Below are 15,122 nucleotides of genomic sequence, written 5' to 3'. Positions count from 1 at the left end.
AATCAAATCCCTAATCAACATAGAGCTTCAATAAATTAAATAAAAAACGTATAATGGAAAGACCTAAAGACCACTGAATAGAATAAATTTTTCATGAGCATAATTTATATAAAATTATACATTAATAAAATGACTGTCCGTAATATTAGTACTGGCCAGGAAACCTCTGGTATTCCCGATACCCCTTTTAGTACATCTCGTTTGTTACTTGGTCAGATAGTATCAGCGATGGCTTTACTCAAGAAGCTAGTCAAAAAAGTAGGTGCAGAGACTTGGTATCACCAATTTCTATCAAATCACAAAGTTATCATCCAACCTATGGAAATGAATGAAGGTGGACACAGCCAAGTTGAGTTTAGAGCTTACATGGATCTAGCCAAGAGTATTACTTCAAGCAAAAAAGTTTATCTTTGTTCACCACGAACGATTCCTCTTTCAGATGATGAAATTCGTCATTTGATATCCACAGATTCATTATTTAATCATAAATAGCAATATATCAAATTATTTTATTTAGATAAAAATCATTGTGTTCCTAATTAACTTCAAATCCACTATAAAACTTCAGCTACTCGAATATAACCATTATGCAAAAAATTGGATAACAGTATTTAATGTTAGTAAAAAATAATACTGACTTGTTTAGATATGTGAAAGTTATCACATAAAATAATAAACTTTCATTCTAATAACAATTTGCACCTAAAACTGGTAGATTTCAAAAAAATCAAGAGATGGAAAATCATTAATTTGACAAAAACGCCATAGTGATCATAAAAACTTAACACATTGATTTAAAAAAATAAAATAGATAATTCTTATTGTTTAATTTATGAAATTGATAATACTATAATGGTATTGTATCTAAAATACTAAACACCAACCCTTTATTTAAGGTTAGTTAATTGCATATTTTTCTATTTTGGCCTACTTTAATTTATGTGTACTAAAAATCGTACTTTTTTAGTGCATCCTCATTTGCTTCTTAATTTATTTCTTTCCCCTCCCTGAGTTCAGGGGGGGATTTTTGTAATTTAAGATAATTTAAAACAAAATCTTTCCTATTATCCATAATTGTGCCAAATCCAATGATGACTATCCCTTTCAATAACATCTTTTTGGAATACCCCTATCATAAATTAAGTATTTATAATTAACTAATTTTGTTATAAACATTTCTGTGCATTTTCTTAAGAAGCAAGTTAATTTTTATCAACTATATAACAACAAAAAATAGATTAACTCATTTTACAGTCAAGTACGGAAAAAATAGGAAATTCATCATGAACATTAAAAAGTCATTACTTTTGGTGGGATTGACGGCTTTTGGTACAATCCCATTTTCTAGTATTGCTGAACCAACCTCGCGTCATGGATATATCGACACACCACCAAGCAGAGCACTTTTATGTCAAAAGGGCCTCAATAAAGACTGCGGACCTATCATGTATGAGCCACAGTCGGTTGAAGGCCCCAAAGGCTTTCCTCAAGGTGGACCATCAGATGGAGAAATTGCCAGTGGTGGTGTTGGTCAATTCAAACAACTCAATGAACAAAGTGCAGACCGCTGGCATCATGTTACTGTCAATAAAGGAAGCAATACTTTTAAATGGACAATAACGGCCCGCCATAGTACCACTTCGTGGCAATTTTTTATTACTAAACCTGATTGGGATCCAAACAAATCCCTAACACGCAATCAACTTGATTTAAACCCCTTCTGTGAGCGGTTTGATCACGGAAAAAATCCAGCCCAAAGTGTTACTCTGACCTGTGATGTTCCCGAGCGCTCAGGGTATCATGTTATTCTCGGTGTATGGACAATTGCTGACACCAATAATGCCTTCTATCAAGTTATTGATGCTGATATTAAATAATATTTTTTAGTGAAGATAACGTTTTATTTATAAGTATTATCTATACACAAAAAGTGCTGGCTATTTACCAGCACTTTTCTCTAAGTAAATTAAAGTATTCTCAGATAATATACCTTTCCTAATTCAACACTACATATAGAAAAACATGAAAAAATCAACAATTCTTAGAATTGCCAGACCAACTGATAATCTTAATAAAATTGCAGAAATGTATTGTCGTGGTTTGAATTTCACTATACTAGGTGAATTCAAAGATCACGATAGTTTTGATGGTATTATGTTGGGGCATCCTAATCATTCCTGGCATCTTGAATTTACTCACCATCAAAATACACATGTTGGTAAGGCTCCAACTAAAGATAATTTATTAGTATTTTATATAGAGGATCAACTTGAATGGCATGAGCAAATAAAATCAATGCAAAATGCTGGGTTTATTCCAGTTCTTTCTTATAATCCTTATTGGGATAAGAGTGGAAAAACCTTTGAAGATATTGATGGTTATCGTGTTGTATTGCAACATGGAGCATTAGAGGTTTAGTTGCTCTATATCCATAATCTTTCAAGTTGCGGTGTTGCTCGTTGAGCTGCAACTTGAAATTTATTGAAGATTTTATGATAAAAATGTTTGCTGTTCTGACTCCCTTCGCATACGTAGGCCTGCTAATGCATGCCCATCGGCACGATCCCACTTCAAAAACTCTTCTGCTGCACCTTGGTAATCACCTGCGTTCAATTTTTTCAACAATGTTGAATGAGTAAAATTGCCAATTCCCAAATTGAAAATAAACGAACATAAGGCATCAAATCGCCCTTGCGTTAAGGGGACTTTAACTAGCCGCTGAATAGCGCCATAAATAGGAACAAGATCTTGATGCAAAAATGCGTCAGCTTGTTGTGCAGTAATCACTTGTCCGGATTTGACTCCCCTTGTATGACCATACCCGATTGTCCATGGCTCTGCTCCAGTGGCAGGATCTGGATATGCTTTTAATCTCAAACTTTCATAACTTTTAAGTTTATTAATACCGATTTCACTAATTTCCATTCATTTTCTCCACAACTAAATTGAGTATCAGGATTGATTTTTTGTTTAAAAAACAATCCATAGATTAAGTATAAGTGAAGAAACAATCAGTGCAGTTACAATTTTAACGGAATCACAGAAAAACAAATATAAATAAATCATTAATTTTCAATAAATTAATCTTTATTTCAATTTTTTTTTAATTTTTAAAAAAATAATTCAATAAATATCTTGACTCTTTTTGTTTTGAGCATAAAATCCTCCTCAGAATTTAGATTTTCGTGAAGTAAATCACAACTTATAACCCTCAAAGGAAATCATCATGAAATCTGTAAAATCTTTCCTCTCAAACGTACACTGCGTTGTTATCCGATTGTCATCAACTCGCTTCATGTAAGAGTTGTCACAATACATAGATAAGCCAGCTCAAAAAAAGAACTGGCTTCTTTATCATTGATACAATTCTAAGGTAAACACTTTCTTTCCTATTTCGTTACTTACCCACTATTCATTAAACTACCATTCTGAAAAATCTGTCTTATATATCCAATGAGTTTTAAGCTGTAATATGGCAATAGCAGAAATTTTCAAAATAACTCATCCATATAAATGATACAAATATTTACTACATCAATAATAAAAAGCCCGAATCTTATTACTAAAAATTCAGGCAAAAATTAGAATCTAAAAACTTCTCATTAAAAGTCAAACAGATTTCAAAATGAAATGTGTAACTAAATAAAAAATAACAAGTATAAATGAAGATAGCTTAGAAACGATAACCAACACCCAATACCCAAGTACCAAGCTTAGCGTCTTTTAAGTTAGCATATGAATATGAAGCATCAACAGCCCAATTTAAGGTGGGGTTAAATTGTAAACCTACACCGTAAGATAGTCGTGTTTCTGTCTTAAAATTATTATCTTTTGCATCAGAAAAACCTACTTTACTACGGGTCGCACCAATCAATCCATATGCACTAATATAATCATTAAAGCGATATGTTGGACCAGCCATTAGAGAGGTATTTTTCCATTTGAATTTTGAGAATGATCCAAGGTAGTCATATTCATGTACATATTGAGTATAAGTCAATGAACCAATGACACCAATATGTTCATTAAATTCATAGCGATACTTCAGGTTTAATCCATATTGCTTTTTATCCATCTTCATATCGTTATGATAGATTTCAATATTATTTTTTAGGGATGCATTGCTCTGAGCATAACCCAAAGAAATAGTATTTTTATTACTCTTGTTTGCGTTAGCATTAAAGGCAAGTATAGATAATCCCACAATAATAGTGGTTGTCGATAGTATTTTTTTCATAAGTAAAAACTCTCTTTCATTCATGCGATGAGTACAATGTATTCGCTCTATCAGGAAAAGCTTGCGGAATATACAAGTCTTATATTCATAATTCAACTTTTTATAAGAAAAGCCTAACTTTATCCGAAAAATTTACATTTATTATAAATTTAATTTAAATTCAATTTCTTACATAGAAATTCGGCTTTTATCAAAAGATAATAGATTATCCATATGCCAATATCATTCAAGATAATTTAATTCGAAAAACCACATTATTATCAATTAATTAAGTAAATCCAGAGTAAACTTTAAATTTTAAGATATATCTTAACAATGAATTTTATGTAATTAGATTACATTTAAACTTTAAATAAATTATTTATATATATAAAAGATAATTCATAACAAATAAATCAAGTGTTTGTATAAATTACATCCTAATAGATTTCAAGTTGCAGTACATAAGGCTACAACTTGAAAAATAGAAAATGATCTACTTAGCTATGATACCAGCAGCTATAATGTCATTGACTTGATTACACAATTTTTCGAACTTAACACGTTCTTTAACATCAAAATTACTATCGTCCCGATTGAGTCTATGCATAATAATATCAGTGTGTTTTTTACGCAGCTCTTCTTGTTCTGTAACCGAATCAGACCTTATATAATCCTTTATTAATGAAACTAGCTCAGTCGCATCTTTTTGCAAAATTGGATCCGAAAAATTCGCAGTTGGAATCTGATAGTAAAATTGATCTGTTACTGTGTTTTCATTACTATACAGTGAGTCTGGATCATTGGGAGAACTAAATTTCTCTCCCGATTCTTTTTCATAAAAACCGATAAATTCTTGCTTACTGAAACATTTCGTTCTGACGGCTTGTTTCATTTTTTCATCACGAATTGTAATCTCATCAGGTAATGGCATTCCAAGCTGGTAAGAACAGTGAAAAGCATTATTATCAATAAAGACGGAATCACTACTACGAATTCCTCCTTCAAAAATCATACCATCAATCACCACTTCCTTACCACGTGGTATATGTTTATTTTCGTAATCTCCAACCACATACATCATATTATAAGCATAGTACAACTCTCTATTCGGGTTGATGATCCCTCCTTTATTTTGAGGATAAACAAAAAATGACTGTTTTTTTCCCTTTGTCGTTTCCAAAATATGTTTACCTGGCTTTAAATCAACCATGCCAACTTCATTACGTTTTACCGAAAATGTTCGATCATCAATCTTAAATTCTAGCGGCAATTCTGCTGAGTTAGTGAAATAAAACTGACCTATGCGATCGTCAGAATCCAAGAAATCACAGGCGGTTAGAAAAAATGGCAACGAAGCCAATACGATAACACGTGAAGAAGAACGCATGATATAATCCTTATCCTATATTTTAATTAAAAATTACCATATCAAAACTTATACCAATATATTTAAAATTCCAGTTATGTAATTAGCAAAAAAAATTCATTAATCTAAATGTTTAGACAATTGTATAAAATGAGAGCTGATAATAATAAATTGAAAGATAAATTATCAAACTCAATAAAATTTTATCTAATGATATCAGTTGCCCAATAAAAAATCATGCTTTCAATTATTTTATTAAGAAATAAAAATTTTTCTATGTCCATCCCTTTTCAAATTGCAGATCAATTAATGTTCTGCAATTTGAAAAATATATTTCATCAGAAATTATGTTTTATTATCAAAATATTTCTCAACCAAGGCATATAAAATGGCAATGGTTTCTATATCTATCACACCGTTATAATATGACGGACGGAAATGCATCTGAAATACTTTGATTAAAAATTGAAAGTTTTCTTCTTCTTCTGTTCCGGTAACATCATAACCATAGCGTTTGAATTTTTCTAAAATCTCAACAACATCAGGCAAACAATGCTCAAATTGCTCAATGTATTTTTGTTTCGTTTCTTCGTCATACCATGCTCCAACTCCCATATCATATAATTCTTTCCATGGAAAAGATGGGCCTGGATCCGTTTTTCTTTGCCATGAAATATCTGAATGTCCGACAACATGAGTTGGTGTAATATCTGGATAACGTTGTAAGATATTTATGGCCAACTCTTTAATTGCAGTGATTTGCTCAGGATGATACGGGGGGAAAGTGAAAACACCACCATTGTTAGTAGCTTCATTCACAATCTCAATACCAATGGATGTATCATTTAACCCTTTTCGTCCTGCCCAACAACTTATCCCAGCATGCCAAGCTCTTTCAAGTTCATCAACCAAATTGAATATGTGAATTTTATTAAACCCAGCTGCTCGATAAGTCGGATCATCTGGGTTTGGAATGAGGTAGTGGGCGCTGGCTAACTCTCCTGTTAATGCATGAACAGATTTTTCAAAATTCAAAGCAGTATAGTGCATAACTAAAAAGCGGGAACGTCTGTTAAAACTTTTAATTGAACGATATGAATTATAATCAATTTTATACATCATTATTGTTCTCCTTGATTATTGCTATTTTTCATTAAGTTTCTCCTCCATTGATTTTGCTGTGTAACACGCTAAATATCAAACCACTTCCTAAAATACATTATAGATCACAGTTATAATAAACCAATGAGCATATTTAAACAGGGTTTGTTACCACTATTCTTTTTAATGAAAAGGGAATGATTTTTACTCATGTAATTGTGTTCATCTCCCGCAACATCTGAGTATTCCCAGACAATATCCATACAGCGGAATATGGAGAAAAGTTCAAAGAAAAATTGAAATTTACACTATTTATTTTTCCTTTAAAAGATCCGATAAAAATCAATAAAATACTAAGACAGCTAAGAAGAGAAACTATCAATTATTTATTTTGGGAACATCATGTAAAAGACAAGAAAATATGATGGGTGATGTGAACATATCACCGTCATGATAAATATGTCCACTGCCAAGAACAATTCGAAGATCGTTGCAGCAATAAAGTTAACAAATTACCTATATCCACTGGGTTTCAGGTTGCAAAACTGCAACTTGAAAATGAAAGATATATCTTGCCTACCAATAAGACTGCGTTAACTTAAGAGAAATTATGCCTCAATTTCAATATCTGTCAGTGGATAACAGCTACAAGGTAAAATTTCCCCTTCGTTAACAAATGCTAATGGCTTACAAGGATAACCTACTTTCCCTTTCACCAAACGAACACGACAAGAACCGCAATACCCCTGTCGACATTGGTATTCAAGCTGGACTTTACCGTGTTCCAGTGCTTCCAACAAATTACCGTGGAAGCCAGAGGAATAATGGATATATAAACCCTGCCGTGACGGCAGGGTGACTTTGTAATCAGCCATATCAGAGTTCGAAACCGCTGAGATCCTCAGTATTGACTTCCGAATCAATCTGACCAACCAGGTAAGAACTGACTTCGACTTCCTGTGGAGCCACTTGGACATTGTCAGAAACCAGCCACGCATTGATCCATGGGATAGGATTAGAGCGAGTTTCAAACGGTAACTTCAAGCCAACTGCCTGCATACGAATATTGGTTATATATTCGACATACTGACACAGAATATCTTTGTTCAGGCCAATCATGGAGCCATCTTTAAACAAATAATCAGCCCACTCTTTTTCCTGTTCTGCTGCCTGTACGAACAGTTCGTAGCATTTTTGTTCACACTCTTTAGCAATTTCCGCCATCTCAGGATCATCCTGACCAGAGCGCAACAGGTTTAACATATGCTGCGTTCCCGTTAAATGCAGTGCTTCATCACGGGCAATCAGTTTAATGATTTTGGCATTACCTTCCATCAATTCACGTTCAGCAAAAGCAAATGAGCACGCAAAACTGACATAGAAGCGAATGGCCTCCAAAGCGTTAACACTCATCAAGCACAAGTAAAGTTGCTTTTTCAATTCACGCAGATAAACGGTGATAGTTTTACCCGCGACATCGAATGTTCCTTCACCCAACTGATGATAATAGTTGGTCATTTCGATCAGATCATCGTAATACGAGGAAATGTCTTTTGCGCGTTTTAGAATCTGTTCGTTTTCCACAATATCATCAAATACGATGGAAGGATCATTAACGATATTACGGATAATATGCGTGTAAGAACGCGAGTGAATCGTTTCTGAAAACGACCATGTTTCAACCCATGTTTCCAATTCAGGAATGGAAATCAACGGCAGAAAAGCCACATTCGGGCTACGACCCTGAATAGAATCCAGCAGTGTCTGGTATTTCAGGTTGCTGATGAAAATGTGCTTTTCATGATCCGGCAACGCGTTGTAGTCAATACGATCACGGGAAACATCCACTTCTTCTGGACGCCAGAAGAAAGAGAGTTGTTTTTCGATCAACTTCTCAAAAATAGGATATTTTTGCTGATCAAAACGCGCCACGTTAACCGACTGACCGAAAAACATCGGTTCTTGTAGCTGATCATTTTTTATCTGCGAAAAAGTGGTATAGGACATAGTTTCCTCGAATTAAATCTTACACGCGCCGCCTTCACAATCGGAATCTGCTGACTCAACAACTTCTTCCAGATCACCCTGAACATCTTCTGCCCCATCACGAGTGTTGTGGTAATACAATGTTTTCACACCATATTTGTAAGCGAGCAGTAAATCTTTCAGCAATTGGTTCATCGGAACCTTGCCATTAGGGAAACGTGCCGGATCATAGTTAGTATTGGCAGAAATCGACTGATCGATGAATTTCTGCATGATCCCTACCAACTGTAGGTAGCCATCGTTGCTCGGCATTTGCCACAGCAGCTCATAAGCCCCTTTCAGAAGTTCATAATCAGGTACGACCTGACGCAGAATACCGTCTTTGGACGCTTTTACACTGATATAACCACGTGGTGGTTCAATGCCGTTGGTCGCGTTAGAAATCTGTGAAGAGGTCTCCGATGGCATCAAAGCAGACAATGTTGAGTTACGCAGCCCGTATTGTTGAATGTCACGGCGCAGAGCTTCCCAATCCATGTACAAAGGTTCGTTAGTCAGGGTATCCAGTGTTTTTTTGTAAGTATCAATCGGCAAAATACCTTGTGCATAAGTGGTTTCACCAAACCACGGACAAGCACCTTTCTCTTTTGCCAGTTCATTTGAGGCTTTCAGCAGGTAGTACTGAATAGATTCAAATGTTTTGTGAGTCAGGTTATTTGCACTGCCATCAGAATAGCGTACGCCATGTTTTGCCAGATAATAAGCGAAGTTAATTACACCAATACCCAGCGTTCGACGCCCCATTGAACCTTGTTTTGCGGCGATAATTGGATAATCTTGGTAATCCAGCAAGGCATCCAGAGCACGAACAGCCAACTCTGACAACTCTTCCAATTCAGTCAGACTTTCGATGGCTCCCAAGTTGAAGGCAGACAGCGTACACAGTGCAATTTCACCATTTTGATCGTTGATATCGTTCAATGGCTTAGTTGGCAATGCAATTTCCAGACACAGATTCGATTGACGAACAGGCGCAATAGCTGGATCAAACGGGCTGTGAGTATTGCAGTGGTCAACGTTCTGAATGTAAATGCGACCTGTTGAAGCACGTTCTTGCATCATCAACGAAAATAGTTCAACCGCTTTAATGCGCTCTTTACGGATATTGCTGTCATTTTCATACTGAGTATACAGGCGCTCAAATTCTTCCTGATCCGCAAAGAAGGCATCGTACAATCCCGGAACATCAGATGGGCTGAACAAAGAAATGTCTGCTCCTTTAATCAGGCGCTCATACATCAGTTTGTTAACTTGTACACCATAGTCCATGTGACGAACACGGTTACCTTCAACACCACGGTTATTTTTCAGTACCAATAGGCTTTCTACTTCCAGATGCCAAAGTGGATAGAACAATGTTGCCGCACCACCACGCACACCACCTTGGGAACAAGATTTCACCGCAGTCTGGAAATGTTTGTAGAATGGGATACAACCTGTGTGGAAAGCTTCACCACCACGGATTGGGCTACCCAATGCACGAATGCGACCTGCGTTTACACCAATGCCGGCACGCTGGGAAACATATTTAACAATTGCGCTGGAAGTCGCATTGATTGAGTCCAGGCTATCACCACACTCAATCAGAACGCAGGAGCTGAATTGACGAGTTGGTGTACGAACCCCCGCCATGATTGGCGTTGGCAGCGAAATTTTGAAGGTAGAAACCGCATCATAGAAACGACGGATATAGTTCAGGCGCGTTTCTTTTGGGTAAGTGGAAAACAAGCACGCAGCAACTAAAATATAGAGGAACTGAGCACTTTCGTAAATTTCACCAGTTACACGGTTTTGTACTAAATACTTCCCTTCTAACTGCTTGACCGCTGCATAAGAGAAATCCATATCACGCAAATGATCAATAAAACTATCCATTTGCTCGAATTCTTCTTGAGAATAGTCTTCCAGCAAATGTTTGTCGTATTTACCTAACTTAACCATGTTTACGACATGATCGTACAGTGCAGGTGGCTCAAACTGGCCATAGGCTTTTTTGCGTAAGTGGAAGATCGCCAGACGTGCCGCCAGATACTGATAATCAGGAGCATCACCGGAAATCAAATCAGCCGCAGCTTTGATCATGGTTTCATGGATATCAGATGTTTTGATACTATCGTAAAATTGAATCTGGGAACGCAGTTCTACTTGTGATACTGAGACATTTTTCAGACCTTCGGCAGCCCAGGCAACAACCCGGTGAATTTTATCAAGATCAATTTGTTCTTTATGTCCATCACGTTTGGTAACTAGCAGACTCTGGTTCATGGGGAAATACACCTTCTCTCTTTTCGTATCTCGCCTATATTATTTTCCTTGACCTCTTGACAGCACGATGCACCCAAAATGGCTGAGACCAGTCGGGGATTAGCTACAATTCACTGCTGTTTCGCTACTGCTGTTGCTACTGTATTGCGACTACAAGTTGCTACTACAAGGTGACAAGAAACACAACATATAGGGGGTGATTAAAACGGTAATAACAAGATAATGTTAATTTCGGGTTTTATCAAGTGCACAAAACTGGGAAGTTTTGTGGATAACCTTGAGGATTAATTTTGGCAAAAAGCCGATAACCTGCGTAGTTACTTGGTGTTACTTTCATAAGGCTATCGGCGGAACAGGGAAAATAAAATCTTAAAAATAATATCTATTTGCCGTTTTATTAATCCCTTAACTGTTTTTATCAAACAGATTGAGTGTGCAGCATATAATTCACGTCTACATTGTGTCCAAGACGGAATTTGTCTGTTAACGGGTTGTAATGTAAACCAATGATATGTTGCTCTTTCAGATTAGTCTTATCAATCCAGCTAATCAGTTCAGAAGGTCGAATGAATTTTTTCGCATCATGTGTACCTTTTGGCACCATGTTTAATATATATTCAGCGCCAACAACAGCCATCAACCAAGCTTTTCGATTCCGGTTAATTGTTGAAAAGAATACATGGCCGCCGGGTTTTACCAATTTGGCACAGGCACTAACCACGGATCCGGGGTCTGGTACATGTTCGAGCATTTCCAGGCAGGTCACAACATCATAAGCATTCTGGTGCTGCTCAGCATGGCTTTCTACCGTTTCCTGAACATAAGAAACGGAAACGCCGGATTCCAATGCATGTAAACGGGCAACTTGCAGGGGTTCAAAACCCATATCCAGCCCTGTCACTTCCGCGCCTTCGCGTGCCATGCTTTCTGACAGGATGCCTCCACCACATCCAACATCCAGCACTTTTTTACCAAAAAGGCCGTCAGCGTGTTGCAAAATGTAGCTCAAGCGCAGTGGATTGATACGGTGCAGCGGCTTGAATTCGCCTTCAAGATCCCACCAACGGGAAGCAACGGCTTCAAATTTTTCGATTTCCTGCTGATCCACATTGGCATGGGGCTGAATGTGTGAATCGGGAGTTTTGACGTTCATCAGCAATATCGCTCCTAGGAACTGCTTCACAGAAAACTGGTGCACAGAAGACTGATTCACAGAAAATGTAACAGTATTATGGGGATGTGTGATAGAAAACTATTATACATGCCTTAATCTCGAAATACCCGCATCAGGTTTTTATAAAACTGTCAATTTGTGGTATAATTCTAAGCCTTTGAATTCGGAGTATGAGGGACAGTGGCTCCATGAGCGACATTGCCAGAGAAATCACACCGGTCAATATCGAAGAAGAGCTGAAAAGCTCGTATCTGGATTATGCGATGTCCGTTATTGTTGGACGCGCACTGCCAGATGTTCGGGACGGACTGAAGCCGGTACACCGCCGCGTACTTTTCGCGATGAATGTATTGGGAAATGATTGGAATAAACCCTATAAAAAATCTGCCCGCGTTGTTGGGGATGTTATCGGTAAATACCACCCACATGGTGACAGCGCTGTTTATGACACGATTGTTCGTCTGGCACAACCATTCTCCATGCGCTATATGCTGGTTGACGGTCAGGGGAACTTTGGGTCAGTCGATGGCGATTCTGCGGCAGCGATGCGTTACACTGAAGTACGCATGGCAAAAATTGCCCATGAATTGCTGGCAGACTTGGAAAAAGAAACTGTCGACTTTGTGCCCAACTATGATGGCACAGAACAAATCCCCGAAGTAATGCCAACCCGCATTCCTAACTTGCTGGTGAATGGTTCATCAGGGATTGCGGTTGGTATGGCAACCAATATTCCGCCTCATAACTTATCTGAGGTGATCGACGGTTGCCTGGCTTATATTGATGATGAAAACATCAGTATTGAAGGCCTGATGGAATATATCCCAGGCCCGGATTTCCCTACGGCTGCCATTATCAACGGGCGTCGTGGCATTCAGGAAGCCTACCGTACAGGTCGCGGTAAAATCTACATCCGCGCCCGCGCAGAAGTTGAAACTGACGAGAAAAATGGGCGCGAAACCATTATCGTCAATGAAATCCCTTATCAGGTCAATAAAGCCCGGCTGATCGAAAAAATGGCTGAACTGGTCAAAGAGAAGCGTATTGAGGGGATCAGTGCACTGCGTGACGAATCCGATAAAGATGGAATGCGCATCGTTATCGAAGTAAAACGTGATGCGGTTGGTGAAGTTGTCCTGAATAATCTGTATTCCCTGACTCAATTACAGGTTTCCTTTGGTATCAACATGGTTGCCCTGCATCAAGGACAGCCTAAGCTGCTCAACCTGAAAGATATTCTTTCTGCGTTTGTTTGCCATCGCCGTGAAGTAGTTACACGTAGGACGATTTTTGAACTGCGTAAAGCTCGCGAACGTGCTCATATCCTTGAAGCATTGGCTGTTGCTCTGGTAAACATCGATCCTGTTATCGAATTGATCCGTCGCGCATCCACTCCTGCTGAAGCGAAAACCAGCTTGATTTCTCAAGCATGGCAATTGGGCAATGTTGCGTCTATGCTGGAACAAGCAGGTGACGATGCTGCCCGTCCTGAATGGCTGGAACCACAGTACGGTATCCATGACGGTAAATATTACCTGACCGAACAACAAGCACAGGCTATTTTAGATCTGCGTCTACAAAAACTGACCGGACTTGAGCATGAAAAACTGCTCGATGAATATCGTGAACTGCTGAAAGCAATCGCTGAACTTCTGTTCATTTTGGAAAGCCCAGAACGCTTGATGGAAGTCATTCGTGAAGAGCTGTTGGTTATCAAAGACCAGTATAACGATGCCCGCCGGACTGAGCTGACGGAGAATTCAGCGGATATCAACATTGAAGACCTGATTAATCAGGAAGATGTTGTGGTTACACTATCCCATCAGGGATATGTCAAATACCAACCACTGTCCGATTACGAAGCACAGCGTCGTGGTGGCAAGGGTAAATCAGCTGCACGTACCAAAGAAGAAGATTTCATTGAGCGTTTACTGGTAGCCAATACCCATGACACCATCCTCTGCTTCTCAAATAAAGGCAAGATGTACTGGATGAAAGTATACCAATTGCCGGAAGCGAGTCGTGGTGCCCGCGGTCGTCCAATTGTTAACCTTCTGCCATTGGATCAGAACGAACGTATTACAGCAATTCTACCAGTGCGTGAATATGAAGATGGGTTGAATATCTTCATGGCAACAGCAAGTGGTATTGTTAAGAAAACCAAACTCAGCGAATTCAGTCGTCCACGCAGTGCCGGTATCATCGCAGTGAACCTGAATGAGGGAGACGAGCTAATCGGTGTTGACCTGACTGATGGCAGCAATGAAGTCATGCTGTTCTCTGCAAAGGGTAAAGTTGTTCGTTTCCTCGAAGAAGAGGAAGAAACGCTGGAAGATGGTACTGTCCGTGTAAAAGGTGTACGTGCAATGGGGCGTACCGCAACTGGGGTTCGCGGCATCAAACTCAGTGAAGGTGATAAAGTTGTTTCTCTGATCATTCCTCGTGGAGAAGGAGAAATTCTGACCGTTACCGAAAATGGTTATGGTAAACGTACAGCTGAAAGCGAATATCCGACAAAATCCCGAGCGACTCAAGGCGTTATCTCCATTAAAGTCAGCGAACGCAATGGCAACGTGATTGGTGCAATTCAAGTAGAGACAACTGATCAAATCATGATGATCACTGATGCAGGCACATTAGTGAGAACTCGTGTGTCTGAAGTCAGCGTTGTTGGTCGTAACACGCAAGGTGTCACACTGATCCGTACCGCAGAAGACGAAAAAGTTGTTGGCCTACAACGTGTAGCTGAGCCTGATGAAGAAGATGAAGATGGCACTACAGCAATTTCTTCTGATGAAGAACATGATGATTCAGTAAATTAAGTGTAATTCACTTACCTTATTGTGATTCAGCTGTATAGCTTTCAAAAACAAAGCAGGCATTAGTGCCTGCTTTTTGAATGATGTCATAGCGAAGAATTAGCAATAACTAAATGCTACTTTGTATTCCCT

12 protein-coding genes are annotated in these 15,122 nt (G+C 38.2%); 4 read left to right on the top strand and 8 right to left on the bottom strand.

Annotated features, from left to right (window positions below; all coding sequences use genetic code 11):
* The first annotated feature begins 93 nt into the window (after positions 1–93).
* The 3 genes from Xvie_RS05825 to Xvie_RS05815 all read left to right on the top strand — a co-directional run bounded on the left by Xvie_RS05825 (position 94) and on the right by Xvie_RS05815 (position 2,418).
* The gene (locus Xvie_RS05825) at positions 94–492 is read left to right on the top strand and encodes a YjaA family stress response protein (protein ID WP_086108410.1); all 399 of its coding nucleotides are present in this window, start codon (positions 94–96) and stop codon (positions 490–492) included.
* 791 nt (positions 493–1,283) lie between these two features.
* Positions 1,284–1,877 (top strand): lytic polysaccharide monooxygenase, encoded by a 594-nt coding sequence (locus Xvie_RS05820; RefSeq protein ID WP_086108409.1) that lies wholly within the window; start codon positions 1,284–1,286, stop codon positions 1,875–1,877.
* 145 nt (positions 1,878–2,022) lie between these two features.
* On the top strand, positions 2,023–2,418 hold the full coding sequence (locus Xvie_RS05815; RefSeq protein ID WP_086108408.1) for a VOC family protein: 396 nt from the start codon (positions 2,023–2,025) through the stop codon (positions 2,416–2,418).
* A gap of 72 nt (positions 2,419–2,490) precedes the next feature.
* Here the strand turns inward: Xvie_RS05815 and Xvie_RS05810 are convergent, their stop codons facing one another.
* The 8 genes from Xvie_RS05810 to ubiG form a co-directional block, all read right to left on the bottom strand.
* Positions 2,491–2,925 (bottom strand): lysozyme, encoded by a 435-nt coding sequence (locus tag Xvie_RS05810; RefSeq protein WP_086108407.1) that lies wholly within the window; start codon positions 2,923–2,925, stop codon positions 2,491–2,493.
* Between the two features lie 748 nt (positions 2,926–3,673).
* On the bottom strand, positions 3,674–4,237 hold the full coding sequence (locus Xvie_RS05805) for an Ail/Lom family outer membrane beta-barrel protein (protein WP_086108406.1): 564 nt from the start codon (positions 4,235–4,237) through the stop codon (positions 3,674–3,676).
* Positions 4,238–4,712: 475 nt separating this feature from the next.
* Positions 4,713–5,606 (bottom strand): hypothetical protein, encoded by an 894-nt coding sequence (locus Xvie_RS05800; protein ID WP_086108405.1) that lies wholly within the window; start codon positions 5,604–5,606, stop codon positions 4,713–4,715.
* 324 nt (positions 5,607–5,930) lie between these two features.
* The gene (locus Xvie_RS05795; RefSeq protein ID WP_086108477.1) at positions 5,931–6,704 is read right to left on the bottom strand and encodes an N-acetylmuramoyl-L-alanine amidase; all 774 of its coding nucleotides are present in this window, start codon (positions 6,702–6,704) and stop codon (positions 5,931–5,933) included.
* A gap of 590 nt (positions 6,705–7,294) precedes the next feature.
* Entirely contained in the window at positions 7,295–7,561 is a 267-nt protein-coding gene (gene yfaE, locus Xvie_RS05790; RefSeq protein ID WP_086108404.1) for a class I ribonucleotide reductase maintenance protein YfaE, read from the bottom strand.
* A gap of 1 nt (position 7,562) precedes the next feature.
* A complete protein-coding gene (gene nrdB, locus Xvie_RS05785) occupies positions 7,563–8,693 on the bottom strand; it encodes a class Ia ribonucleoside-diphosphate reductase subunit beta (RefSeq protein WP_086108403.1) in 1,131 nt (376 codons plus the stop codon).
* A 12-nt stretch (positions 8,694–8,705) separates the two neighbouring features.
* A complete protein-coding gene (gene nrdA, locus Xvie_RS05780; protein ID WP_086108402.1) occupies positions 8,706–10,997 on the bottom strand; it encodes a class 1a ribonucleoside-diphosphate reductase subunit alpha in 2,292 nt (763 codons plus the stop codon).
* A 418-nt stretch (positions 10,998–11,415) separates the two neighbouring features.
* On the bottom strand, positions 11,416–12,150 hold the full coding sequence (ubiG, locus tag Xvie_RS05775; RefSeq protein WP_086108401.1) for a bifunctional 2-polyprenyl-6-hydroxyphenol methylase/3-demethylubiquinol 3-O-methyltransferase UbiG: 735 nt from the start codon (positions 12,148–12,150) through the stop codon (positions 11,416–11,418).
* 209 nt (positions 12,151–12,359) lie between these two features.
* Here ubiG and gyrA point away from each other — a divergent pair, with 209 nt between their 5' ends.
* Positions 12,360–14,993: a DNA topoisomerase (ATP-hydrolyzing) subunit A gene (gene gyrA / locus Xvie_RS05770; protein WP_086108400.1), complete on the top strand. Its 2,634-nt coding sequence runs from the start codon at positions 12,360–12,362 to the stop codon at positions 14,991–14,993.
* The last annotated feature ends 129 nt before the right edge of the window (positions 14,994–15,122 follow it).

Origin of the sequence: Xenorhabdus vietnamensis, assembly GCF_002127535.1 — a bacterium.
In the GTDB taxonomy this organism is placed as follows: domain Bacteria; phylum Pseudomonadota; class Gammaproteobacteria; order Enterobacterales; family Enterobacteriaceae; genus Xenorhabdus; species Xenorhabdus vietnamensis.
Note: the sequence above shows the minus strand (reverse complement) of the source record. Positions and strands in the feature narration are given on the sequence as shown.

What these genes read in the sequence shown, in the direction of transcription:
- Xvie_RS05810 (WP_086108407.1), bottom strand. Translation starts at nt 2,925, where the DNA reads ATGGAAATTAGTGAAATCGGTATTAATAAACTTAAAAGTTATGAAAGT.
- nrdA (WP_086108402.1), bottom strand. Translation starts at nt 10,997, where the DNA reads ATGAACCAGAGTCTGCTAGTTACCAAACGTGATGGACATAAAGAACAA.
- Xvie_RS05795 (WP_086108477.1), bottom strand. Translation starts at nt 6,704, where the DNA reads ATGTATAAAATTGATTATAATTCATATCGTTCAATTAAAAGTTTTAAC.
- Xvie_RS05805 (WP_086108406.1), bottom strand. Translation starts at nt 4,237, where the DNA reads ATGAAAAAAATACTATCGACAACCACTATTATTGTGGGATTATCTATA.
- Xvie_RS05825 (WP_086108410.1), top strand. Translation starts at nt 94, where the DNA reads ATGAGCATAATTTATATAAAATTATACATTAATAAAATGACTGTCCGT.
- ubiG (WP_086108401.1), bottom strand. Translation starts at nt 12,150, where the DNA reads ATGAACGTCAAAACTCCCGATTCACACATTCAGCCCCATGCCAATGTG.
- Xvie_RS05800 (WP_086108405.1), bottom strand. Translation starts at nt 5,606, where the DNA reads ATGCGTTCTTCTTCACGTGTTATCGTATTGGCTTCGTTGCCATTTTTT.
- nrdB (WP_086108403.1), bottom strand. Translation starts at nt 8,693, where the DNA reads ATGTCCTATACCACTTTTTCGCAGATAAAAAATGATCAGCTACAAGAA.
- Xvie_RS05815 (WP_086108408.1), top strand. Translation starts at nt 2,023, where the DNA reads ATGAAAAAATCAACAATTCTTAGAATTGCCAGACCAACTGATAATCTT.
- gyrA (WP_086108400.1), top strand. Translation starts at nt 12,360, where the DNA reads ATGAGCGACATTGCCAGAGAAATCACACCGGTCAATATCGAAGAAGAG.
- Xvie_RS05820 (WP_086108409.1), top strand. Translation starts at nt 1,284, where the DNA reads ATGAACATTAAAAAGTCATTACTTTTGGTGGGATTGACGGCTTTTGGT.
- yfaE (WP_086108404.1), bottom strand. Translation starts at nt 7,561, where the DNA reads ATGGCTGATTACAAAGTCACCCTGCCGTCACGGCAGGGTTTATATATC.